The following is a 20,763-nucleotide window of genomic DNA, read 5'->3' on the forward strand; positions in this document are numbered from 1 at the left end:
GAACCAAACTCCACTCACACGAAGGACACTCGTTGAAGATCACCGTTATTGGCTCCGGGCACCTCGGCGCCACCCACGCAGCCGGCATGGCCGAGATCGGGCACGACGTCATCGGCGTCGACATCGACCCAACCAAGGTCGACACCCTGAACACCGGCCGGAGCTGGTTCCACGAGCCCGAACTCGATGCGCTCCTGGCCCGCAACATCGGCGCCGGACGGCTCCGGTTCACCACCGACTTCGCCCACGCCGGCGAGCACGGCGATGTGCACTTCCTCGCTGTCGGCACTCCATCCGGCGACGATGGCGCCTACGACCTGTCCCAACTCTCCACAGCCGTTGAGAAGCTCAGCCCGCACCTGCACCGGCCTTGCCTTATCGTCGGCAAGTCCACTGTGTCACCAGGCACCGCCCGCACCATCGAAGACCTAGCCCGCCGCCTGGCACCTGCCGCCGAAGCCGTGGAATTGGCCTGGAACCCCGAGTTCCTGCGCGAGGGTACGGCCGTCGCCGACACCTTGACCCCGGACCGGATCGTCATCGGCGTCAGCTCCACCGAAGCCGAGAAGACCCTGCGGATGCTGTATGCGCCAATCACCGCCAACCATGGCTGCCCACTCGTCGTCACCGACCTGTCCACCGCCGAGATGGTCAAGGCCACCGCGAACGCCTACCTCGCCACCCGCATTTCATTCGTCAACGCCATCGCCGAGATGTGCAACGCCGTCGGTGCGAACGTCGCCGACCTCGCCGAAGCCATCGGCCACGACACCCGCATCGGACACCACTACTTCCACCCCGGCCTCGGCTTCGGCGGCGGCTGCCTCCCCAAAGACCTGCACGCCTTCACTCACCAAGCCGACACCAACGGCATCAACGCGGCAGCCAACCTCCTACGCGCCGTGGATGGCATCAACCAGCACATGCGCGAACGAGCGGTCGAACTCGCGCGCGTCGCAGCCGGTGGAGAACTGTCCGGCCGCTGCATAGCGGTGTGGGGTGCCGCGTTCAAGCCGGGCATCGACGACGTACGCGACTCACCCGCTCTGGATGTCGCCCAACGACTGCACGACCTTGATGCGCACGTCACCGTCTACGACCCGCAAGCCATGGCCCAAGCCCGTGAGGCGGCTCCAGCCCTCCGCTACGCGCCCAGTGCAGCTGAAGCCGCCCAGGACGCCGACCTCATCCTCATCGCCACCGGGTGGCCTGAGTTCGGCACCCTCGACCCGTACGTCATCGGCGACCGGGTGGTGAGGCGGGTCCTGGTAGACACCCAAGGCGTCACCTCCGGAACACGCTGGCGCTCCGCTGGCTGGATGGTTACCGGCCTCGGCCACCAGCCGTAGAGGCATCTGGGGCGGGGATACTGCGCGCAGTAGTATCCCCGCTGACGACGCTATAGCGAATACGCTAAGGGCGTGAAGCAATTGTCCAGCAAGTTGGAGAGTTAGACGAATCGACGGAATGTGACGCATTTAAACCGAATGCGGCTACGCTCGGCTCGTCCAGGTGCCTCAAATACGCGTGCTGATAATTAAAAGGCCACGTGCTGCTTCTCCAAGTGTTCTTGATCGTCTTCGGTCCATGACATCACAACCTCGATCGCACGGCTGGTTCCCGCCATGACCAGCAGCGGCCAGCCGAACTCGCCTGACGGAATGATGTCTGGCCTCTCCTTCCCGTGCAAGATCGGCGCTGAATCTTCGGGTTGAAGCGCTCGGATCTCAACGTGGACCTGCTCGGCTGTGCGGACCCCGATGTTACGCACGATTAGACGCTCTGCGCGTGTGCGGTACTTAGTTCGTCCCTTCGAATCGACATACGGCTCCCGCTCGTATGTATAGGACGCGCGCAAGACGGCGTGGTCCGCTGCAGCGCTGCCCCGCACTACAGCTCCAAGGTTAAGATGACCTAGGTCACTTTCGATGGCTTGTCGCACCTTGTAGCCGAGATCGTCCGGTGACACGTAGGTTCCCAGTAGCCCCAGAGGCATCAGAGTCCGCTTGAAGTCTTCCAACGCTTTAACCTGCTCAAGGTCAGCTTCACGGGGAATTGGCTCCTCGGAAAAGTAGACATGCACCGGCCTGCCGGAATCGTGGGAGCGTTGGATCTCTTCAGCCGTGCCGGATACAGCCGCCTCGGTCGCCATGCCTAGGCGGCTGTCGAACAGGGCCACGACGATGTCCGACGTGTCGACCAATTGTTCGTTAATGACACTTTGGCCGCGCGAACCCAAGCGAGGTACCGCATTGGTTTCCCATCGACGAGGGAGCAAGACCACTTGCTCGCGTTCCGCTCTGTCGGCATTCCAAGCGTGAAGTGCACGCTCCACGGCATCGCGTTCGTCTCTGGTGTCGCCGGGGGATGCGATAAGTACCTTAAGTACGTGAGCGTCGAAGGCCACGGCCACACCTTAGCGTAAGCCGCTGCAGGGCCGGTCCAGATGTGTCCACGCGCCGTTCGAGCCGCCGGGCCAGGTCGTAGCGGTAGCCTCCGGTGAGTCGATCACTCTGATCTCCGTGCCTGTCCGAGTTCGCCGTTAGCCACGCCGCCGCACCGGCCAAAGCGCCGATTGCAGCGACGCTGCGAGGTTGACTCGGAGACGTGACAAATGCCAGGCCCGTGCTGGAACTACGCACCAAAACGTTGTGCCGTGCCGGTTCGGTACCGCTCAGCCTGTAGTGCAATTGCTACTGGACGCGCGGCGTCAGCGGAACGGTTGCCACGGGCATGCGCACCGGCTGGCGGCCATTGAACCTAAAGCGAAGCAGTTCAGCTTCCTCAATGAGGACCTCGCCCAGGTCGACGTGTCGGCGTGCGGTAACCCAGTCCACCAGTTCCGTCGGGTCGTCGAACGGCCCCGTGAAGTGGACCAGGGTGGCGTACCAGATGTCCCGATGGAAGTCCCTTTCGAACCAGCCGTCTTCGCCCAACTCCTCGCCAAGCCGCCCCGCGAACTCGTCGGCCGCCGAGTCGCCGGGGTAGGCGCACGCCATGACGCCGGACGGCGTGAGCGTCAGCCCGCCCAGCCGTATCCGAACTGGCCGCGACCTAATCGCCGCCCGTTCCAACGCCGCCGTGCATCGAACGACTAACGGATCGTCGTCGGGGACGGCCGCTCGGTGCGCCTGGATCGCCCGTACCGTGAAGTGCGCGGCTTCAGGCGCGCCCGTCGGCCAGTGGCCGGCGCCGGCGATGGCCAGCGCCTCGGCGGTCACTGCGGCCAGTCGAGCCGCGCACGCCGGGTCCGGCTGGAAGACCACGGACAGGCCCCACCGGCCGCCCTCCACGGGCGGCGTGTCGCAGTAGTGCGTACCCGCGAGGACAGCCTCGCGGCCGCGCTCGAACAGCCGGTCGAACGCGGCGGCGTACTCGATTTTTGAGCCAATCACGTGCCCGGCTGCCGTCTCACTCGCCTCCATTCGACGCACCTTATGCGGTGATCGTCGCTCGCTGGCGTCGCTCCGTCAGGTGAGCCGCGTCGAATGTCGAAGAATATTGCGCATACTGGGCTGACGTGTGAGCATGATCTGAGGAAGGCGGAATACCCGCAGCGTGATGGGAGGATCCATGCGACTGGAGTTCATCCGGAAGTGGGACAGCAGCGGGACCGGCAACTGCCCGGCGCTGTACCGGGCCGAGAACGGTAACTACGTCGTCCAGGGCTGGAAGATCGACGACGAGACCCGGGCCAATCTGCGCGACCTGGCCGACAACGAGACCGCGGTCGAGGTGCCCGCCGACGTGATCGCCGGGATCATCGCGGGAAGCCGCTGAGCATGGGCGAGCAGCTCACCGGCGAGGACTTCAACAGCCTCTTCCGGTACTTCACCGACACCGCGTTCCGGTTGGAGGTCCAGCCCGTCTATGCGGTGACTGACGAACGCGAGTCCATTGAGGAGTTCCTGGCCGGTGAGCCTCGACCTGTGACCGAGTTCCCGTTCTACGCCGCCTGGCTCGATCAGATCCGAGCGGTCACCTCGCAGGGCCGGCGGGTCGAACGCGTCCGCGTCTTGGAGGAGCCGCCCACCGATTACCAGCGCTGGGAGATGTGGAGCGGACAGTACAACATCGACGCCGGCGAGACCATCCGCTACATCAGCCGCAGCCGCGCCATCGAGGCCGGCCTGCCGGTCCGGGACGACTGGTGGCTGTTCGACTCGCAGCGGCTGGCACTGATGCGGTTCGCCCCAGACGGTGAGCCGCTCGGCGGTGAGATCATCTCCGACTCCGAGACCGTCGCGCGGCACCAGGCGTGGTGGGATCTCGCCGTCCAGCACAGCGTTTCCGCCGTGGAGTACCGCACAGCGCCGTGAACTCGATCGAAGACTGGCTCAATCGGCCCGGCGGTCTCACCGAGCGGCTACGTGCCACCCGGCGTGCCGCCGGGTTGACTGGCACGCAGCTGGCGCGTGACCTTGGCTGGCCTCAGTCCAAGGTGTCGAAGATCGAGACCGGCAAGCAAATGCCGGCCGACGAAGACATCGGCGGTTGGGCTGAAGCCTGCCGGGCATCTGAAGCGGTCGCGGCGGAGCTGGTGACCCTTCTGGCGGAAGCCCAGGCGCTGCACCAGGAGTGGAGGCAGCAGGTCCGGCTCGGCCAGGTCGGGATACAGCGGAACTATGACGAGCTCGCCCGCCGTGCCGCCGTGATCCGCAATGCCGAGGTTGTCTACGTCCCCGGCCTGCTCCAGACTGCGGCGTACGCCCGCTGCCGCATCGCCGAGGGGACGCGCCTGCACGGCGCGAACCCCGAGGAGATCGACGACGCCACGGCGGAACGGATGCGTCGCCAGCAGGTGCTGTACGACACCAGCAAGCGATTTGAGTTCGTCATCACCGAGGCCGCCCTGCGCTTGCTGCTCTGTCCCAGAGACGTCATGCTCGCCCAGCTCGACCGGCTCCTCAGCGTGACAGGCCTGACCCACATCTCCTTCGGGATCATTCCGTTCGGCGTCGAGTTGACCACAACGCCGCAGAACGGGTTCATTCTCTTCGACGACGATCTGGCGGTCGTGGAGACCTTTACTGGCGAGACGATGCACCACGGCGACGAGGCCGCCGCCTACGCCCGCGCCATGGCCAGCCTCGCGGACGAGGCGGTCACGGGCGAGGAGGCCCGCCGACTCATCACGGCGACGATCGAAGATCTCCGGGAGGCGACACCGAACCCGTAGCACGACCGTGCCGACGCGAGTTGGACGGCAGCTACGACCTTTGGGAGCCGAAGGTTGGCACGTCGTCGCGTCTGGACTCAGCAGCACTAGTCAGCGTTACCTGGGACCAGTCGGTAACGGATAGCACTAGTTGGTGCTGGTGTCAACCTCCGTGACCAAATCGTGACCGGGCCTTCTCTTGACCGAGAGGCCTGGATGGCTCCTACTGGAGGTAAGTCCCCCGCGCGACTGGTTCTTCTGTTCGCCGGGCCCATAGTGAGGCTGGGGCGCTCGTAGGAGCGCCTCGTTTCGATTTAGGGCCCGGTTGCAGGGCCCGGCCGATCGGGGTTGGCCCACATGGATAGGAGGACGCTAATGAAGGACCTGTTCCCGGCGAGTTGAGCCGCGGGCTTGGGCGTGCGCCAATGCGGACGCCTCGCCAAGTTTCTCGCCTCGGCTGGTGTCGGCACCTCACTGGTGTCGGGCGCCTCGGCCGAGTGCCCTGTTCGGCTCTCCTCCGCCGTCCCTGCACACCACCTGACGCTCGACCATGCCTGCCTGTCGCCGCGGGTCGCTGCGACAACCACCACAGCCGCACATGGCGGCGCTCGTACCTTGACAACACCACAGTGGACTATCCGACCGCAAACCCGCGGTCCGCCCGGCCAGGCGTCACCCGGCAGGACAAGCCCTGCCCGCCGACCACTTCGAATCGGTGCGATTCCCAATCCATCGACACCTCAACAGATCCAGCTCCATCAACTGATTCAGGAGTTCCTTTTGTCTTCCGTTCGTTCACCCTTGCGGCCATCCCAGAAGGTCGCCACCTGCCCGTCAGCGCCAGCCGGCGCTGACAGATCCCATCTCGGTCTCCACGCGGGTGTCCTGCTTGCCGCCCGTGTTGACCTCCTGCTTGAACCGGACCCCCACACGGACGGCCGAATCGTCTGTCACCGCAGGCCGCCGCCGGTATCGGCGGCCGGTGGGCTGGTGCGACAGACCCTTCGTCTTCGGGTCTCCCGGGGGAGGTGCGCATGGGGCTACCGATAACTGATCCCGTGCTGCGGGTGCAGTCCCAGCTGACCGACCGGGACCACACCCTGCTCGGCTGGCTGGCCGACCACGGTGTGCTGACCTCGTTCCAGATCGCACACGCCCTGTTCCCGTCGACCGACTACGCCCAGGACCGACTGCGCAAGCTCGCCGTCCTCGGCGTAGTGGACCGGTTCCGGCCGCAGAAGCCCGACGGCGGCTCCTACCCGTACCACTACGTCCTGGCCCAGCTCGGCGTCGAGGTCGTCGCCGCACAGCGCGGCGAGGACCCACCCCGCAAGGACACGGCCCGGCGCCGGCGGTGGCATCTGACCAACCGGGCGAACCTGCCGCACAAGTTGGGCACCAACCAGTTCTTCATCGACCTGGCCGGCTACGCCCGCACCCACCCCGACGCCGAACTACGGCTGTGGTGGCCGGAGTCGGCGTGCCGGACCGTCGGCCCGTTCATGCGCCCCGACGCCCCCACGGTGACCCACGCCTTCCAGCCCCGTATCCGCCCCGACGGGTACGCCCTCTGGGTCGAACACGGCGTCACCGTCCCGATGTTCGTCGAGTACGACACCGGCACCGAGAAGCTCGGCGTGCTGGTCGACAAGCTCCACGGCTACCACGACCTGTTCGCCGCCATCGGCCGCGGGTGGCCGGTGCTGTTCTGGCTACACAGCGCCGACCGCGAACGCCACCTACGATCCTGGCTGGCCGACATCCGCCTCGGCGCGATCGCCGTGACCGGCGCCCGCGACCACGCCACCCAGGCCGGCCTGTCGCCTGCCGAGGCGGTGTGGACCACCGTCCACGGCGACGGGCGGCGGCTACGGCTGGTCGACCTGGCCCGCCTCGTCGTGGACCGAGCCCTAGCCGGCGCGACATGACCCGACCACCGCCGCGCCACAGGCCGGCCACACGCCCGCCCGTGCGCCGCTGTCCCGCCCGAACGCCCCCTGGCGGCCACCAACCTGGCGGCACCGGCGCACAGCGGCGGACAGCGCCCGCTCCCGCCAACGCTCAGGCCAATCGGCGGTGGACGATAGCTCGCCGCTGGCGACAAGCCAAGCACGTCGATCTGTCAGCGGTCTGTCACCGACGCTGGGCCGCTGCCGTGACAGATCCGAACGGGCACTGACAGACCGACAGCCCTTCCCCTGACAGATCGCGGAGGTATCGTCCGCCAGCTCACGAGAAAGGAGACCACCATCAACCACCCTATTCGACCTTCCGTTGCGGTAGTGCGAAGCCCGCGCGAGAAAGGAAATCGTATGGACCGACGGCTCCGAACCCTGACGGCTTCACGCATGCATTTCGGAGGACCGTGGCTGAAAAGCCGGACCACGAAACCCCGGTCGGGAGCTATCCTGACAATCCGCGACCCGGTACCACCAAACGAAAGAAAACCGGTGGTGCGAAAAACATCTGCGGCAACCGCCGCGCAAAGTCTTTATCCGCCACTCCGACCCGAGTCGTACGCGTCGACACTATTCCCATGACCGCCGAAGAATTCGACAACGCGATCGAAGCCTGGGCGGTGCTCCTCAACCGCTACTGGCAAGACCACCCCGAGGACGCCACCTAACCCCGACCCTCACGGCATCCGGTGGCGGGCCGACCGTGCCCGCCACCACCCGACCAGCCCTCATCCGCACGGAGGAACCGCCTGATGGCAGGCACCCCAACCACACCACCCAAGCGGCGTGGCCGACCCACCCGCACCCTCAAACCCGACCCCGACCAAGGACACCGCCGAGTAGCGATCTACGTCCGCCGCTCCACCGACGACGAACACCAACCCTTCTCCCTCGACGCCCAACGCACCGCACTCACTAAATACGTGACCGCCCAACCCAACTGGGTCATCGTCGCCGAATTCGAAGACGACGCCTCCGGCGCCACCACCAACCGCCCCGGCCTTCAGAAAGCACTCCGCGCCGCAGAGGCCGGCCGATTCGACCTGCTCCTCGTCTACCGCACCGACCGATTCACCCGCCGCCTCTTCGACCTCCTCGACCTCGTCGCCCGACTCGACAACACCGACGTCGCATTCGCCTCATCCACCGAACAATTCGACACCGGCACCCCATCGGCCGACTCTTCCTACATTTGCTCGGAATGTTCGCCGAATTCGAACGCAGCGTCATCATCGACAGGGTGAAACACGGCATGACCACAAAAGCAAGCAAAGGCAAATGGGCCGGCGGCACACGCCCCTACGGCTACCACGTCAACCCCGACACCCACAAACTCGTCCCCAACCCCACCGAGGCACCCATCCTGCGAGAGATCTTCCGCCTCTACACCCATGACCGGCTGGGCACCCGCGCCATCGCTGACGAACTCAACCGCCGAGGCATCCCCAACCGCACTGGCAGCCCGTGGGCCGGCTACACCATCAACCGGATCCTCGACAACCCGGCCTACGTCGGCGACATCGCCTACCGCGACGTCTACGTCCCCGACGCCCACGAGCCACTGATCGACCGGGACACCTTCGCCCGCGCGCAGCACATCGCGACCGCGCGCGGCGACGGCCAGACCCAGCGCGCGATGAGCGACTCCGACTACTACCTCACCGGGCTGCTCACCTGCCCACACTGCGGCCACAAGTACATCGGCACCTCCGCCAACGGCCGCACCCGCCGGTACCGCTACTACACCTGCTTCTCCCGCACCCGATACGGCAAAGCCGGCTGCCCAGCGCCACGGATCCCTGCCGACGAGATCGACGAGGCCGTACTCCAAGCCCTGCACGACTTCTACGCCACCGCCGACCACGTCCTGGCCGCCATCATCGAACGCGCCCGCACTCAGCACCGGGACGCCCACGTCGACCGGCACGCCGAACTCGACACCATCACCACCCAGATCAAGACCACCGAGACGTCGATCGGTCGGTATCACGCCGCGTTCGAGAACGGCACCATGGACGACGCCACCGCCGGCCCCCGCATCAAAGAACTCCGCGCCCGCATCGAACAACTACGCGCCCGGCACACCGAGATCACCGACCACCTCGACACCCAGCCAGCGCCGCCACCACCCGGCACCATCGAACGGCTACGCACCTACCTGCGCCGCGTCACCACCGTCGGCACACACGGCGAGCGCAAGGCAGCCATCGAAACCCTCATCGCCGACGTCAAGATCACCGACCAGGGAGTCATACCCGTGTTCAGGATCCCAACCCAAGACACCCCGCTACCCCGCCCACCTCGGACGAGGGCAACAACGAAGCAGAGACACCGGTTCGCACAATGGTGCGGTCGGTGGGCCGCCGGGGACTCGAACCCCGAACCTAAGGATTAAAAGTCCTCAGCTCTGCCATTGAGCTAGCGGCCCGCGATCAACCAGGTTACCGGAGCACTCGATGCCGTGGCCTGCCACTTCCGTCCTGTGGATTGTGTCGCCTGGATGGGCGGATGCCGTCGCCGGCCCGTCACGGTGAGCGCACGCCCGCGGCCGGCTGCGATGCCCGCCGTCTGGCCTCCGGGCGGTGGGGTTATGCCTACCACGCGTTGGGGTGTTGGCCGGCTATCGGCACCCTGACCTGCGGCCATAGCGTGGCGCCATGAACGAGATGGATCGACGAAACGTGCTCCGTGGCGCCGCTGGAGTCGCCGGAGCGTTGGCCGGTGCGTGGGCGACACCGGGCATCGCATCGGCTGGCGGCAGGCGTCGGGATGATCGGCGAGCGCCGACCCTGATCTTCATCCATGGCACCCACTCCTCCTCGGTCCTGGGCTCAGGACTGATCAGCGAACTGACCTTGCGCGGGTACCGTGCGGTGGGCCTCGACATGCCGGGCCACGGCCGTGAAGGGTTCTTCCCCCGTTCCTACCAGGCACCGCAGGACCTTGCGGCCCTGGCAACCGAACCGTCGCCGCTCGCGGGGTTCACCATCGACGACTACATCGAACGCGCGGTGGACGTAGTACGACGTGCCCGTCGTCATGGTCCGGTGATCCTTGCTGGTGCCAGCCAGGGCGGTGTCACCGTGAGTAGGGTCGGGAATGCCGTCCCCGAACTCATCGATCGGGTCGTCTACGTCGCGGCGTACTGCTGTGTGGAACTGCCGAGCATGGCTGCCTATCTCGAGACGCCGGAGAACGGCACCAGCCTGGTCCCCGAGGTAGTGGCGGCGCAGGTTGGCGACCCCGCTGTACTGGGCGTGACCCGGATCAACTGGCGCTCGGCCGACCCTCGGTATTCCTCGCCGTCAAGCGATGCCTGGCCGGCGATTTCAGCGACCCCGCGGTGAGCCGTCTGCTGAACATGCTCGAACCAGACGAGACGGCCCGCATCCCCCTGTCGGAAGGACGGGGTCGGGCGCGTACCTGGGGATCGATTCCGCGGACCTACGTGCGCTTCAGCCATGACCGGGTGATTCCGCTGGCGCTACAGGACCGGTTCATCAACGAGGCCGACCGCTTGACGCCCGGCAACCTGACCGACGTACGGACCGTCGCGGCGCCCCACGTCGGTCCGTTCGAGCGGCCTGAAGTGATAAGGATCTTCGAGGACCTCCTCACGGCCCGCTGACACCACGCTGCGTACCGGGGCCCTCTTTGCCCATCGGCGCGGCGCAGAATACGAGCGTGAACACCCGTCTGGTTGGTCGCGACCGGGAGCTGGCCGAGTTGGCCCGGCTCCGGGCGGCGGCTGCTGGTGGGCGGGGTGCGTTCGTGCTGCTGCACGGTGAGGCCGGGATCGGAAAGTCGGCGCTTGTCGCGCGGGTGACCGAGGGTGCGGCGGCGTCCGGTGTGCCGGTGCTGGCCGGGCGGGCGGTGGCCGACGAAGGGGCGCCGGCGTTCTGGCCGTGGCTGCGGGTCCTGGAGCAGGGGCGGGAGCTCGGCCTCGCACCGGCGCTGCTGGAGATGGGCGAGGGTCCGCCGGAGGCGGCGCGGTTTCTGGCGATCGAGCGGACGGTACGCGCGCTGCTCGCCGCCGCCGAGCCCGACGGGCTGGTGGTGGCGCTGGACGACCTCCAGTGGGCGGACGACGCGTCGTTGCGGCTGCTGCGGTACGCCTGCGGGGAGCTCGGCGGTGCCCGGGTGCTGGTGCTCGGTACGGCCCGCGAGGTGACCGCACCCCTCGCTGGCCTCCCGGCGCACACGCTGCCCCTCGGGCCGCTCACCGAGCCGGACGTGGCCGCCTACCTGGTGGGGGCACACAGTTCCTGGCCGGCGTACGTGCACCGGATCAGCGGTGGCAACCCGCTCTTCGTACGCGAGCTGGCCCGGGTGCTGGTACAGGAGGACCGCCTCGCCGGCCCAGCCACCGAGCTGCCGGTACCGGCGCACGTGCGGGCGATGGCCGGGTACCGGCTGGAGCGGCTCAGCCTCGCCTGCCGCGCGCTGCTCGGTGGCGCGAGCGCGCTGGGCGAGGAGTTCGACGTCTCGATCCTGGCCGGAGCGGCCGGCGTCGAAGTCGGTGACACACTCGCCGAGGCGATCGCGGCGGGCGTACTCGTCGACGACCCAGACACGCCCGATCGGCTCCGCTTCGCGCACGCGCTGGTCCGCCAGGCGCGGTACGACGAGCTGCCCCGCGCCGAGCGGATCGACTGGCACCGGCGGATCGCCGGCGCGCTGGACGGGACCGATAGAGCCCACGCGGGCGAGCTGGCGCGGCATCGGGTGCGGGCGGCGGTTGACGCGGCGAGCCGCCGTACCGCCGTCGATGCCTGCCGTGCGGCGGCCGCGGTCGCGGATCGGGCCCTGGCCTTCGCGGACGCCGCGCATTGGTACGCCCGGGCGCTGGACTTCGCCGACGGAGCCGGCGTCGGCGACGTAGAGCGCGCGGAGCTGCTGCTGGACCTCGCGGACGCCGCATATGCGGACGGGCAGGTGACCGAGGCGCTGGCGCACTGCATCGCGGCGGCGGACCTGGCCGAGGAGTGCGGCCGGACGGACCTTGTCGCGCGGGCGGCACTTGTCGTCCGCGGCATCGACGGCCCGCCCAACGAGACGATCGCCGCGCTGTGCGGCCGGGCCCGGGCGCTGCTGCGGGACGAGGAGAGCGCGATCCACGCCCGGGTGCTTGCGCAGCACGCGGGCGCGCTCTCTGAGTACGGGCAGGTGGAGGCCGCTGACGAGCTCAGCCGGCGGGCGACCGCGATGGCTGAGCGGAGCGGTGATCCGGCGGCCCTGTTCGACGTCGCGCACGCCCGCCACCGCCTTGTGACCGGCCCCGACAGCGTGGCTGAGCGGCTGCGGCTCGGCGCCCGACTGCGCGACCTCGGTGCCGTGCCGGGGCGTCCAGAGGCGCCGCTGTGGGGGCAGCTCTGGCGGGTCGACGCAGCCTTCCAGCTCGGTGGGCTCGCCACGGTGGATGTCGAGATCGCCGCGCTCGACAGCCTCGTCGACCGGCTCGGGTGGCCGCTGGCCCGCTGGCACCTGCTGCGTGTGAAGGCCACCCGCGCGCTCGCCTCGGGCGACTTCGCGGAGGCCGAGCGGCTCGCGCTCGCCGCCTTCGAGGTCGCCGAAGGGCTACAGGACGTCACCGCGTCGGGGCTGTTCTACGCGTTCATGATGGATCTGCTGCGGCTGACCGGGCGGTTCGGGGAGTACGAGCCGGGGCTGAGCGAGTTCGGCAGCGTCCCGGTGGCGATCGTGATGTCGGTACACGGCTACTACTGCCTCGCCGCCGGCGACACCGCGCGGGCCTGGGCGCACTTCGAGCGGCTCCAGGCTCTGCTGCCCGGCCTGCCGAAGGATCCCCGCTGGATGCCGACACTCGGGCTGACCGCGGAGATGGCGTGCCGGCTGCCTGGCGACGGGCCGAAGGAGGTCGCGGAGTTCTGCTACCGGGCGCTGCTGCCGCACTCCAGGTACCACCTCGCCGACGCCACTGGATACCTGGGCGCGGTCGCGGGCATCCTCGGCCGGCTCGCGGTCCGGCTCGGTGACCCGGACACGGCCGTACGGCACCTGACCGAGGCGGAGGCGCTGGAACAGCGGGCCGGGGCGCCGGCGATACAGGCGGCAGTACGCCTCGATCTCGCCCGCGCGCTCGTGGCCCGCGACGGACCGGGTGACCGCGCGAGGGCCGCCGAGCTCGCGGAGCGGTGCACGCACACCGCCCGCCGCCTCGGCATGGCGCCTATGCTCGCCGCCGCGACAGCCTTTGCCGTCGAGCTGGGCGGCACCGGTGGTGCGCCGGTCCCGCTCACCCGGCGGGAGCGCGAGATCGCTCGGCTCGTCGCCGACGGGCTCGCCAACCGGGCCATCGCCGAGAAGCTGGTGCTTTCCGAGCGGACCGTCGAGACGCACGTACGCAACCTGCTCACCAAGCTCGGGCTGGCCAACCGTACGCAGGTCGCGGCGTGGGCGCTCAAGCAGGGACTACGTACCTGAAGTACGTGCCACCACTGATTTGGTACGGCCGGGAAAGGCGCACCGTGTTGGCATGTACGCACGATTGCAGACCACGCGAGACGTCCTCAACGGCCCGGACACCGAGGCCCTGCGGGCGCAGGTAACAGAGATGATTTCAGGGCACCCGGGCTTCGCCGGCCTGTTCCTTCTGGAGCAGCTCGGCATCGGCTGGGGCGCGATGGTGACGCTGTGGCAGACCCGCCAGGACGCGGTGCTCGCCTCGGAGCGTTCGGCGGCGCGCGGGCCGCGGCCGATCACGCTGCACAGCGACGACATCTACGAGGTCGAGGAGGACTGGCCGGGCCTCGCGGCCGGCGAGCGGCCGGAGGCGGCCACGCTGCTCTACTTCGACGGTCCGCTCAGCGCGGCCCGGATCGAGGCCGCCCGGTTTGCCAGCCGGGAACGGATCCTGCCGGCCACCCGCGACCTGCCTGGGCGGGTGCGGACGCTGGTGCTCTTCGATCCGGAGGAGGCCAAGTCCGCTGTGGTAACGCTGGCCGCGACGATGCCCGCGCTGGAGGCGATCGGCCAGGCTGCGATGGGTACCGAGCTGCTGCCCGGCGAGGATCCGGCGCTGCTGACCGGACCGGACCGCTTCGAGGTCTGCCGGGTGGTCGGCTACGTCACCGAGCCCGCACCGGCCGTCTAGAAAGGTTTGGGGTCAGGGTGGCCTCGGCGTCATGTCGCGGACAAAGATCCCAAACCAAGGAAATTGAGCTACCGCGACGTTCGTCGTGGTCCAGACCGTCGCTCCCGCGGCCTTACCCTCCGCGGTTGGCCAGCTCACCCCCGGTCGTGGTCGGCCAACCGCGACCTTCGCTGCCGGGTCCGCGCTCCGGCCCGACCTTTGACCTAGCTCGGCGGTTGGGCGGGGGTCCATCCACGACGTGCGCCCAAAGGGCGCTCGGTTTGCTTGATCGACGCTACGACGGGCCGCCGTCTGGCAGATCGTGGTATCGATCTGCCCCGCTGGGGGCAGTTGGGTACCACGATCTCTCGCGGATCTATAGAGCCTGTGTCTGAACTTGTTGGGGTGGGTTGTGTTAGGGGTGTCGGGCTCGTCGTCGGGTCATGGTGAGGATGGCGGCCCAGTGGGTCATGGTTTCGTGGTGGTCGGTGAGTCGTTCGTAGTCGCGGGCGCAGCGGCGTCGTCGGCTGGTCCAGGCGAAGGTGCGTTCGACGACCCATCGGCGGGGAAGGATTTGTAGGCCGCGGATGGTGGGGTCGCGTCGGACGATCTCGATGGTGATGTCCCATAGTTCTTTCGCGGTGGTGATCAGGGCGTCGACGTGGTAGCCCTTGTCAGCCCACAGGTGTGTGATGCCGTGTCGGTCGGCGTCGGCGAGCAGGGCTCGGGCGGCGTGTTGGTCTTGGACGTTGGCGGGGGTGACTACGACGCCTAGTAGGAGGCCGAGGGTGTCGACGGTGATGTGGCGTTTGCGGCCGTTGACGCGTTTGTAGGGGTCGAAGCCGCTGGTGGAGGTGGGGACGGTGGCTTCGGCTGTTTCGGCCACGGATTGGGAGTCGATGCAGCCGGCGGATGGTTGTGGGTTGCGGCCCAGGGCTTGGCGGAGGTTGGCGCGGAGTCGGTCGGTCAGCTCGATCGTGTTCAGGTTGTCTGACCAGCGGGCGAACAGGCCGTAGATGGTCCGCCAGGGTGGGAAGTCCGCGGGCAGGGCCCGCCATTTCACACCGTTGTCGACCAGGTAGAAGATCGCGTCCAGGACCGCACGCCGGTGATGGCGTTCGGGTCGGCCACCGGAGGGCAGTTGGCAGGCCGGGACCGGTAGCAGCGGCTCCAGGATCGCCCACTGGGCGTCGGTCATGTCGGTCGGATACCGGCGGGTGCGGGTGAGACAACCGCACTGGCACGACACCGCCGTGGCAGGCTTGGCCTCGGTGAGCTGGGCAGGGTTCAATGACATCGCGGGCTCTTGAGGGTGGGTAGGTGTAGGAACCGTCTACCTATCAAGAGCCCGTACCCATACCCCCACGCCACGCCGAACACCCCTAACACACCACCACCAAACCAGTTCAGACACAGGCTCTATAGCGGGGATCAGCGTGCGTCAGCCCGCGGCTCGATGCCGAGGCTGGCGCACGCCTCGCGGTACATCCGGGCGGCCTCGGCGCGCACCTGACGCCGCTCGGTGAGGCGCTCTATGAACGGGACCCGCACCGGCACCGGCGCACCGTCCACAGTGGCGGTGAAGTCCATGCCGTCGGCGTCCATGCCGGACATCGCGGCCGCGGTGGCGTCCGGCTGCCCGCCGAGCCCCTGCACGATCACGCGGCAGTCGTCGGCGTGGTCACCATTCATGTGCCGCTGGATCGCGTCGACGACGTCCGGGGTGAACGGGGCGGTCACGCGACAACCTTACCGAGATCGTCGAGCATCGCGGTGTTGAGCCGGTACGCCAGCGCCACCTCGTCCAGGAAGCGCTCCTGCTCGACCGCGTCCCACGGCGCAGTGTCGAGCAGGTGCCGGTAATTCTGCTTGAACGCGCGCGGCTCCAGGCCGGGGAACTCGTAGAAGCGGGTACCGGGGCCGTCCAGGCCGTACTCGCGCTGAATGGTGCGGCGCATCATCTGCCCGCCGGACAGGTCACCGAGGTACCGCGTGTAGTGGTGCGCGACGAATCCAGCCGGCCAGGTGAAGGCCACGTCGCGGAGGCGGGCGCGGTACTCGGACGTGGGTGCGCTGGCCGCCGCATGCGCGGGCCAGTCGGTCCCGATCAGGTAGGTGAGGTCGGCCACGAGCGCGGGGAGCCGGGCCAGCTCGTCGGCGACGAACGGGCCGGCGACCGGGTCGGCTCGCATCTCGGTGGCAGCCTCTTCGAGCGTCTCGTAAACGAAGAAGAGCTGCACCGTCAGCGCGGTGTACCCGGCGCGGTCGAGCCGGCCGCTGAGCAGGGCGTCAAAGTACGCCATGCCCTCTGCGGCGGCGTGGTCGGAGCGGGTGACCTCACGCACCCTCGACGCGAACCCCACGGACGCACCTCCTCGCCAGCCAGGACTTAGGCTAGCCTAAGCTCCCGCTTTCCGGGAGTGATCGACTGAACGGATGATGACGAGGGACGTCTTCAAAAGATCTTTCAACCTGGTGTCGATCCGGCCCGGCGGAGTTCGACGCGTAGGTATAACAAGCTCATACGACCAAGGAGCGAAACGATGAGCAAGGTCATGACCGGCGCCACGATGTCCCTCGACGGTTTCATCGCGGACGCCAACCACGGCGGCTTCGAGCACCTCTTCGCCTGGTACGGGGCGGGCGACACCGAGGTCCCGACCGGCCTCCCCAACATGACGTTCAAGGTCTCCGCCGCCAGCGCCGAGCAGCTCCGCGCGCTGAACGAGCGGCTCGGCGTGCTTGTCTGCGGCCGGCGCCTCTACGACATGACCGACGGATGGGACGGCCGGCACCCGATGGACAAGACCGTCGTGGTGGTCACCCACAAGCGGCCCGACGACCGGCCGGAAGACGACGAGAACTTCGTCTTCGTCACCACCGGTATCGAGGACGCCATCGCCAAGGCCAAGGAGATCGCGGGAGACAAGGACGTCGGCGTCAACGGCGGCGAGATCGCCCGCCAGTGCTTCGACGCCGGCCTGCTGGACGAGGTGCACGTCGAACTCGTACCGGTCTTCCTCGGCACCGGCATCCCGCTGCTCGGCCAGATCAAGGACGCGCCGGTGACGCTGGAGGGCCCGATCTCGATCATCCAGGGAACCGGTGTCACGCACCTCGGGTACAGGGTGGTGCGCAAGTAGATCTTGCCGGGAGACTGGGGCATGGTCTTCGACGTGAGCGCGGTCCGCGCGACCTACCCCGCCCTCTCCGACGGATACGCCTACCTCGACGGTGCCGCCGGCACCCAGGTCCCCGAGGCGGTGATCGAGGCGATCGCCACCGCATACCGCCGGGGGATCGGCAACGTGGGTGGGGCCTTTCCGGCCAGCCACCGCTCGGACGCGATCGTCGCCGAGGCTCGGGCCGCGGTCGCCGACCTGGTCGGCGGCCGGCCCGAGGGCGTGATCCTCGGGCCGAACATGACCACCCTCACGTACCGGCTGGCGTACGCGCTGGCCAAGCATTGGCGTGAGGGCGACGAGGTGGTGCTCTCCCGGCTCGACCACGACGCCAACGTGCGCCCGTGGGTGCAGGTGGCGGCCCGGGCCGGTGCGACTGTGCGCTGGGCCGAGGTGGACGTGGCGACCGGGGAGCTCGGCGTCGAACAGTACGACGCTCTGATCGGCGAACGTACCCGGCTTGTGGCGGTGACCGCGGCGAGCAACGTGCTCGGCACCCGCCCCGACGTGCCGGCGATCACGGCGAAGGCGCGGGCGGGCGGGGCGGTCAGCTACGTCGACGGGGTGCACGCGACCGCGCACGGCCCCACCGACGCGGCCGCGCTCGGCGCCGACTTCTACGCCACCAGCGCGTACAAGTGGTCGGGTCCGCACATCGGCGCGGTGGTCGCCGACCCGGAGCGGCTCGACGCGCTGGTCCCGGACAAGCTCGCCTCCTCGTCCGAGGACGTGCCGGAGCGGTTCGAGACCGGCACCTCGCCCTTCGCCGACTTCGCCGGCGTGGCGGCCGCCGTCGACCACCTGGCCGGGCTCGACCCCACCGCCACCGGTACCCGGCGGGAGCGGCTGCTCGCCTCGCTGGCCGCCGCCGAGGCGTACGAGCTGGAGATCTTCGCCGGGCTGCTGGCCGGGCTGGCGGCCATGCCGCACGTGACCTTGTACGGCAAGGCCGCGCGGCGCACCGCGACGGCGTACTTCACCGTCGCGGGGCGCACTCCGGACGAGGTCGCCACCCACCTGGCCGAGCGGCGGGTGAACGTGTGGAACGGGCACAACTACGCGTGGGAGGTCACCGCGGCGCTCGGCATCCGCGAGGCGGGCAGCGCGGTGCGGGCCGGGCTGGTCCACTACAACGACAGCTCCGACGTCGACCGCCTCCTGGAAGGCGTCGCCGCCCTCGGCTAGTCGGCGCGGCGCTCGCGGGCCGCGGTCACCAGGTTGGTCAGCGCGGCCTCCACCTGCGGGTACGTCCGCGTCTTGAGACCGCAGTCCGGGTTGACCCACACCCGTTCCGCCGGGACGACTTTGAGCACGGCGTCGAGCAGGTCACCGACCTCCTCGGCGCCGGGCACCCGGGGCGAGTGGATGTCGTACACGCCTGGGCCGAGGCCTCGGCCGAAGCCGTCCAGCTGGCCGAGGATGCGACCGCCGGAGCGGGCCGACTCGATCGTGGTTACGTCGGCGTCCAGCCCGTCGATCGCCTCTACCACCTCGCTGGCGTTCGAGTAGCACAGGTGGGTGTGGATCTGCGTGTGGTCGCCGGCACTGGAGGTGGCGTGCCGGTATGCCGCGACCGCCCACTGTAGATATTCGTCCTGCCGCTCGCGGCGCAGCGGGAGCAGTTCACGCAGCGCCGGCTCGTCCACCTGGATGATCGATGTACCGGCGACCGCCAGATCGCGCACCTCCTCGCGGACCGCCTCGGCGACCTGGCCCACCACGTCGCGCAGTGGGATGTCCCGCCGCACGAACGACCAGGCCACGATCGTCACTGGTCCGGTGAGCATGCCCTTGACCGGCCGCTCGGTGAGCGACTGGGCGTACCGCGTCCAGCGCACGGTGATCGGGGCGGTACGGCGTACGTCACCGTGGATGATCGGCGGGCGGGTGCAGCGCGAGCCGTACGACTGCACCCAGCCGAAGCGGGTGGTGGCGAAGCCGTCGAGGTGTTCGGCGAAGTACTGCACCATGTCGTTGCGCTCGGGCTCGCCGTGCACGAGCACGTCGATGCCGAGCCGCTCCTGGAGCCGGATCACCCGTTCGATCTCCGCCTCGATCAGCCGCTCGTACCCTGGCACGTCCAGCGTCCCGGCGGCCAGCGCGGCGCGGGCGGCGCGCAGCTCGCCGGTCTGCGGGAACGAGCCGATCGTGGTCACCGGCAGCTCCGGCAGTCCAAGGTGGACGGCCTGGGAGGCGGCCCGCTCCGGGTACGGCGCCCGGCTGTCCAGAGTGGACCGAGCATCGGACGCGGCGGTACGGGCAGTGGGCGCGACCCCACGCTCGCCGCGCGCCAGGCGGTCGGCGAGCGCCACCACCTCGGCCACCTTCTGGTCGGCGAAGGCGAGCCGCTCGCGAAGCGCCGGGTCGAGGTCGGTCTCGGCGTCCAGGTCGTATGGCACGTGCAGCAGCGAGCAAGAGGTGCTCACCACCACATCGGGGTACCGCGACAGCTCGTGGAGCGCGGCGTCGAGGTCGGTACGCCACACGTCCCGTCCGGAGACGACGCCGGCCACCAGCGTCTTGCCGCCCAGCGCGGCCGGATCGACCGGGCCGCCGCGGACGAGGTCGAGCCCGATCGCCTCGATGCCGGTGGCGGCGAGGGCGGGCAGCGCGTCGCCCAGCTCCCCGTAGTACGACGCGACAAGCAGCTTCGGCCGGTCGGTGAGCGCGCCGAGCCGGTCGTACGCGCGCCGCGCCTCGGCCACGCCCTCGCCGGTGACCAGCGCTGGTTCGTCGAGCTGCACCCACTCCACGCCCTCGGCGCGGAGCGCGGCCAGCAGGTCGGCGTACGCATCGAGCGCGTCGTCCAGCCGGTCCAGCGGAGAGAAGCCCGCCGGGCTGCCCGGAGCGGGCTCGGACAGGAGCAGGAAGGTCACCGGACCCACCACCACAGGGCGGGTGTCGAAGCCGAGCGCCTGCGCCTCGCGTACCTCCCGGATGGGCTTGTCGCCGGCCAGCCGCAGCGGCGTATCGACGCCGATCTCCGGTACCAGGTAGTGGTAGTTGGTGTCGAACCACTTGGTCATCCGTAGTGGCGGGAGGCCGTCGGCGCCGCGCGCCATCGCCACGTACGGGTCCGCGGCCGCCCGGTAGCGGTCCGGCACCGCGTCCAGCAGCACAGCTGTGTCCAGCACGTGGTCGTACTCGGAGAAGGTGTTGGCCGGAAGCTCGCCCAGCCGGAGCGCGGCGAGCCGGCGCCAGGTGTCGGCGCGCAGGTCGGCCCCCACCCGGTCGAAGTCGTCGCGGCTCAGCCGCCCGTCCCAGTACGCCTCCAGCGCCCGCTTCAGCTCGCGGCGCGGTCCGATCCGTGGGTACCCGAGGATTGTCGAATGCGTCAGCACGCAGGGGATCCTGCCCGCGGCGCGGGTCCTT

Annotated in this window: 18 protein-coding genes, 1 tRNA gene and 1 pseudogene; 13 read left to right on the top strand and 7 right to left on the bottom strand. The window is 68.9% G+C overall.

Annotated features, from left to right (window positions below):
- Positions 1 to 32 precede the first annotated feature (32 nt).
- The gene (locus Pflav_RS34555; RefSeq protein ID WP_173040925.1) at positions 33 to 1,349 is read left to right on the top strand and encodes a UDP-glucose dehydrogenase family protein; all 1,317 of its coding nucleotides are present in this window, start codon (positions 33 to 35) and stop codon (positions 1,347 to 1,349) included.
- A 188-nt stretch (positions 1,350 to 1,537) separates the two neighbouring features.
- Here Pflav_RS34555 and Pflav_RS34560 read toward each other — a convergent pair whose 3' ends face one another.
- Positions 1,538 to 2,407 (bottom strand): hypothetical protein, encoded by an 870-nt coding sequence (locus Pflav_RS34560; protein WP_173040926.1) that lies wholly within the window; start codon positions 2,405 to 2,407, stop codon positions 1,538 to 1,540.
- Positions 2,408 to 2,693: 286 nt separating this feature from the next.
- Positions 2,694 to 3,425: a hypothetical protein gene (locus Pflav_RS34565; RefSeq protein WP_197938808.1), complete on the bottom strand. Its 732-nt coding sequence runs from the start codon at positions 3,423 to 3,425 to the stop codon at positions 2,694 to 2,696.
- A 148-nt stretch (positions 3,426 to 3,573) separates the two neighbouring features.
- On the opposite strand from Pflav_RS34565, the gene Pflav_RS34570 reads away from it, so the two are divergent.
- The 6 genes and pseudogenes from Pflav_RS34570 (at position 3,574) to Pflav_RS34595 (ending at position 9,511) form a co-directional block, all read left to right on the top strand.
- The gene (locus Pflav_RS34570) at positions 3,574 to 3,780 is read left to right on the top strand and encodes a hypothetical protein (protein WP_173040927.1); all 207 of its coding nucleotides are present in this window, start codon (positions 3,574 to 3,576) and stop codon (positions 3,778 to 3,780) included.
- 2 nt (positions 3,781 to 3,782) lie between these two features.
- Positions 3,783 to 4,319, top strand: a complete 537-nt coding sequence (locus Pflav_RS34575; protein ID WP_173040928.1) for a DUF6879 family protein — start codon at positions 3,783 to 3,785, stop codon at positions 4,317 to 4,319.
- Positions 4,316 to 5,179, top strand: a complete 864-nt coding sequence (locus tag Pflav_RS34580) for a helix-turn-helix domain-containing protein (RefSeq protein ID WP_173040929.1) — start codon at positions 4,316 to 4,318, stop codon at positions 5,177 to 5,179. The genes Pflav_RS34575 and Pflav_RS34580 overlap by 4 nt, the downstream gene beginning before the upstream one ends.
- A gap of 1,025 nt (positions 5,180 to 6,204) precedes the next feature.
- Positions 6,205 to 7,086: a replication-relaxation family protein gene (locus tag Pflav_RS34585; RefSeq protein WP_173042804.1), complete on the top strand. Its 882-nt coding sequence runs from the start codon at positions 6,205 to 6,207 to the stop codon at positions 7,084 to 7,086.
- A 782-nt stretch (positions 7,087 to 7,868) separates the two neighbouring features.
- Positions 7,869 to 8,662, top strand: a pseudogene (locus Pflav_RS49155) (recombinase family protein); the annotation flags it as partial.
- A 90-nt stretch (positions 8,663 to 8,752) separates the two neighbouring features.
- Positions 8,753 to 9,511: a recombinase zinc ribbon domain-containing protein gene (locus tag Pflav_RS34595; protein WP_415624407.1), complete on the top strand. Its 759-nt coding sequence runs from the start codon at positions 8,753 to 8,755 to the stop codon at positions 9,509 to 9,511.
- On the opposite strand, the gene Pflav_RS34600 is transcribed toward Pflav_RS34595, so the two are convergent.
- Positions 9,473 to 9,544: transfer RNA gene (locus tag Pflav_RS34600), tRNA-Lys, on the bottom strand. The two genes, Pflav_RS34595 and Pflav_RS34600, sit on opposite strands and share 39 nt — an antisense overlap.
- Positions 9,545 to 9,773: 229 nt before the next feature.
- Between Pflav_RS34600 and Pflav_RS34605 the strand changes: the two genes are divergently transcribed.
- From Pflav_RS34605 to Pflav_RS34615, 4 genes are read left to right on the top strand one after another with little or no spacing between them, the layout of a single operon-like run.
- Positions 9,774 to 10,463, top strand: a complete 690-nt coding sequence (locus Pflav_RS34605; RefSeq protein WP_197938809.1) for an alpha/beta hydrolase — start codon at positions 9,774 to 9,776, stop codon at positions 10,461 to 10,463.
- Positions 10,460 to 10,744 (top strand): hypothetical protein, encoded by a 285-nt coding sequence (locus tag Pflav_RS44240; protein ID WP_197938810.1) that lies wholly within the window; start codon positions 10,460 to 10,462, stop codon positions 10,742 to 10,744. Before Pflav_RS34605 ends, Pflav_RS44240 begins: the two co-directional genes overlap by 4 nt.
- 56 nt (positions 10,745 to 10,800) lie before the next feature.
- Positions 10,801 to 13,560, top strand: coding sequence for an ATP-binding protein (locus Pflav_RS34610; protein WP_173040931.1), 2,760 nt, complete (start codon positions 10,801 to 10,803; stop codon positions 13,558 to 13,560).
- Between the two features lie 52 nt (positions 13,561 to 13,612).
- The gene (locus Pflav_RS34615) at positions 13,613 to 14,230 is read left to right on the top strand and encodes a hypothetical protein (RefSeq protein WP_173040932.1); all 618 of its coding nucleotides are present in this window, start codon (positions 13,613 to 13,615) and stop codon (positions 14,228 to 14,230) included.
- A gap of 394 nt (positions 14,231 to 14,624) precedes the next feature.
- On the opposite strand, the gene Pflav_RS34620 is transcribed toward Pflav_RS34615, so the two are convergent.
- From Pflav_RS34620 to Pflav_RS34630, 3 genes are all read right to left on the bottom strand, one after another.
- Complete coding sequence (locus Pflav_RS34620; RefSeq protein ID WP_197938811.1) at positions 14,625 to 15,506, bottom strand: IS5 family transposase; 882 nt, start codon at positions 15,504 to 15,506, stop codon at positions 14,625 to 14,627.
- Between the two features lie 134 nt (positions 15,507 to 15,640).
- Complete coding sequence (locus Pflav_RS34625; protein ID WP_232072249.1) at positions 15,641 to 15,949, bottom strand: DUF2470 domain-containing protein; 309 nt, start codon at positions 15,947 to 15,949, stop codon at positions 15,641 to 15,643.
- Positions 15,946 to 16,572, bottom strand: a complete 627-nt coding sequence (locus Pflav_RS34630; RefSeq protein ID WP_173040933.1) for a biliverdin-producing heme oxygenase — start codon at positions 16,570 to 16,572, stop codon at positions 15,946 to 15,948. Before Pflav_RS34630 ends, Pflav_RS34625 begins: the two co-directional genes overlap by 4 nt.
- A 180-nt stretch (positions 16,573 to 16,752) precedes the next feature.
- Between Pflav_RS34630 and Pflav_RS34635 the strand changes: the two genes are divergently transcribed.
- The gene (locus tag Pflav_RS34635) at positions 16,753 to 17,352 is read left to right on the top strand and encodes a dihydrofolate reductase family protein (protein WP_173040934.1); all 600 of its coding nucleotides are present in this window, start codon (positions 16,753 to 16,755) and stop codon (positions 17,350 to 17,352) included.
- A 21-nt stretch (positions 17,353 to 17,373) separates the two neighbouring features.
- Positions 17,374 to 18,576: a cysteine desulfurase-like protein gene (locus Pflav_RS34640; RefSeq protein ID WP_173040935.1), complete on the top strand. Its 1,203-nt coding sequence runs from the start codon at positions 17,374 to 17,376 to the stop codon at positions 18,574 to 18,576.
- Here the strand turns inward: Pflav_RS34640 and metE are convergent.
- Entirely contained in the window at positions 18,573 to 20,732 is a 2,160-nt protein-coding gene (gene metE / locus Pflav_RS34645) for a 5-methyltetrahydropteroyltriglutamate--homocysteine S-methyltransferase (RefSeq protein WP_173040936.1), read from the bottom strand. The two genes, Pflav_RS34640 and metE, sit on opposite strands and share 4 nt — an antisense overlap.
- Positions 20,733 to 20,763: the final 31 nt, after the last annotated feature.

Source organism: Phytohabitans flavus (assembly GCF_011764545.1).
In the GTDB taxonomy this organism is placed as follows: Bacteria; Actinomycetota; Actinomycetes; order Mycobacteriales; family Micromonosporaceae; genus Phytohabitans; species Phytohabitans flavus.

Coding starts and splice junctions, on each gene's coding strand:
- Pflav_RS34635 (WP_173040934.1), top strand. CDS start 16,753: ATGAGCAAGGTCATGACCGGCGCCACGATGTCCCTCGACGGTTTCATC.
- Pflav_RS34640 (WP_173040935.1), top strand. CDS start 17,374: ATGGTCTTCGACGTGAGCGCGGTCCGCGCGACCTACCCCGCCCTCTCC.
- Pflav_RS34595 (WP_415624407.1), top strand. CDS start 8,753: ATGAGCGACTCCGACTACTACCTCACCGGGCTGCTCACCTGCCCACAC.
- Pflav_RS34605 (WP_197938809.1), top strand. CDS start 9,774: ATGAACGAGATGGATCGACGAAACGTGCTCCGTGGCGCCGCTGGAGTC.
- Pflav_RS34570 (WP_173040927.1), top strand. CDS start 3,574: ATGCGACTGGAGTTCATCCGGAAGTGGGACAGCAGCGGGACCGGCAAC.
- Pflav_RS34620 (WP_197938811.1), bottom strand. CDS start 15,506: ATGTCATTGAACCCTGCCCAGCTCACCGAGGCCAAGCCTGCCACGGCG.
- Pflav_RS34575 (WP_173040928.1), top strand. CDS start 3,783: ATGGGCGAGCAGCTCACCGGCGAGGACTTCAACAGCCTCTTCCGGTAC.
- Pflav_RS34615 (WP_173040932.1), top strand. CDS start 13,613: ATGTACGCACGATTGCAGACCACGCGAGACGTCCTCAACGGCCCGGAC.
- Pflav_RS34565 (WP_197938808.1), bottom strand. CDS start 3,425: ATGGAGGCGAGTGAGACGGCAGCCGGGCACGTGATTGGCTCAAAAATC.